Here is a 2,296-nt window from a genome sequence, read left to right on the forward strand (position 1 = left end):
GCACCCCGCTGGCCACCATCGACTCCTACCTCGAGGCCATCGACGACGGCGTGCGCAGCTTCGACGAGACCACCAGACAGGTGCTGCGGGCGGCCACCAGACGTCTCGAACGCCTCGCCGCGGACATCGTCGCCGTCTCCGACGCAGAAGAACACCTCACCCGACTACACCCGACCACGACCACCACAGACGCCCTCATAGCCACTGCCGCCGAGGCAGCACGCGAACGCTACCTCGACAAAGGCGTGCACCTACATCTACGTGAGATCGACCCGGTCGCAGTCACCGTCGATGCCGACCGCATCGGACAGGCACTGGCCAACCTCCTCGACAACGCGCTGCGCCACACCCCACCCGGCGGGACCGTCACCCTCAGCAGCCACCGCCCGGACCCGGGAACCGTCACCATCACCGTCTCCGACACCGGAGACGGAATCGCCGCCGAGCACCTCGACCACCTCTTCGACCGCTTCTACCGCGCCGACCCCGCCCGAGGCCGAACCGCCGGCGGCAGCGGAATCGGCCTCGCGATCACCCGAGCACTCGTCGACGCACACGGAGGACGCATCCGCGTCACCAGTCACGGCCCGGGCCACGGCGCCCGTTTCAACGTCGACCTGCCCGCCGGATGACGCGCGCACAACACCGGAGGCTCAATCTGATGGGTCGCCCCGACCTGCACTCACACTGACAGTGAATCTCCCTTCCCAGTGCTACAGAATCAGCGGATAACGGCAGCGGATGTCTGGCCGCTGAAGTTGACCGGAGGACGCCCCCGGACGCCAAGTGGAAGGTCTGTGTATCAAGTTCGTGCATATTCGAGTCGGTAGCCGATCCCTGGAACGCAATTTCTCCCTCACAGCCATCCGTGGAAGCGGTACCAGCCTCCGTCGAGACCCTCGATCTCGTAACCCTGGAACATCGACGCCAGCGACTCGGGCGGTCCGTCTTGGCTGTAAACCCACCCGTGGGAATGCCACGCATACGAATCACGGGTAGTCGAAAAGTACACTTCCCCGTCGTGCAGCCTGATCCTGACGACTTCCTCCGAACCTATCCGCCTGGCTCCGCGATCGGTCTCGCTGTAGTCGGCGCTTACCGAACCGTCCCGGCGGATCTGCGCGGCCACCGCGTCGAACTCGGGCCGGGAATGGTCGAAGTCCGGAGTGCAGACGGGAGATAGTGCGATCGCTCCGATGATCACTACTGCCACCGGCCGCGCGAGCAAGTGTCTAGGCATCGGCCCGGTTCTTGCTGCCAATATCGCCTTGATAATCCAGGCGATGCCACTCAAGACCGCGGTCCCCGCACAGCTCAGCAGAATCAATGCCCGGTAGGCCGGTCCTATGTTCCCCAGGCCCGCCGTCCACCAGTCGGTGAGCACCCAGAGGTACGCAACAAGTGCGAGAACCGCGAGAACATCAATGGCCCGCCAGAAGACTCGGTGTCGATCGCGCAACGTCCCGTTCTTCTCCATATCCCGAGGTTACGGGCATCCACTACGGCGATTCGGAGTCGCCGATCTTACGCCGCACGTTGATTTAAGACGCGAAGCTCTGCTGCCGAGCGTTACGCCGTAGTTGCTGGAGCTCGTTACCGCCGTCGAGGGGAGGGCTGTTACGGCATCGACCAAACTTCAACCGACGCTCTGCGTATCGGGGCCCAGCGTATTCCTAAGTACCACCCGGCTCGTGGTGGCGGAGTGTGCACGCCGACGGCGACTCCAGCGTCCGTCTGGATTCGCCGGTCTCATCTGGTGAATCAATGATTCAACCGATGACCCTTTACGGGAACCCCTGCAGGTCAACGAGGTGCCACAGATCGTCATCTGACTGCCTCGACATCCGGTGTCCGCGTCGAGAAGCGCCAGCGGCAGCACCCGAAAGCAGTCGACTCCGCAGGCCGAAACCATGACCGGTGCCACCCACGAGAGGGGAGCTCAAGACCTCGCAGTTGATTCATCTGACGCAGTACGCAGACTTCAGCTTGTCATAATGTAGATTATCGGCACTTGGCGGACACGGCGGCCGGGTCAGAAGGGGTCGGCGACGTGCGACGTGACGTAGTCGCAGGTCTTGATTCTCCGGGCTCCGTGTCCCGCCGTTCTCGACCGGCGGCCTCGACGTGACCGCGCCCGCCCTCGACCGCCTCGGGCCTGTCGTCGGCGACACTGCTGACATCTCCGGTCCTTCCGACGTCGCCGAGCCCGCCGGCGCCACTGACCCGTCGGCTCCGGACCGCGTCGTCGTGCCACCCGGCTGCTGCGTCGCCGGCGCCGCCCGTCGCCCGGCCGGCG

At 64.8% G+C, this 2,296-nt stretch carries 2 protein-coding genes; one reads left to right on the top strand and one right to left on the bottom strand.

Annotated elements, in window-relative coordinates:
- Positions 1–632: HAMP domain-containing sensor histidine kinase (locus G6030_RS08795; protein WP_182642871.1), on the top strand; the 632-nt coding region annotated here is incomplete at its 5' end.
- 224 nt (positions 633–856) lie between these two features.
- Here G6030_RS08795 and G6030_RS08800 read toward each other — a convergent pair.
- A complete protein-coding gene (locus tag G6030_RS08800; RefSeq protein ID WP_182642872.1) occupies positions 857–1,477 on the bottom strand; it encodes a hypothetical protein in 621 nt (206 codons plus the stop codon).
- Positions 1,478–2,296 lie beyond the last annotated feature (819 nt).

Source organism: Dietzia sp. E1 (assembly GCF_014145015.1).
In the GTDB taxonomy this organism is placed as follows: domain Bacteria; phylum Actinomycetota; class Actinomycetes; order Mycobacteriales; family Mycobacteriaceae; genus Dietzia; species Dietzia cinnamea_A.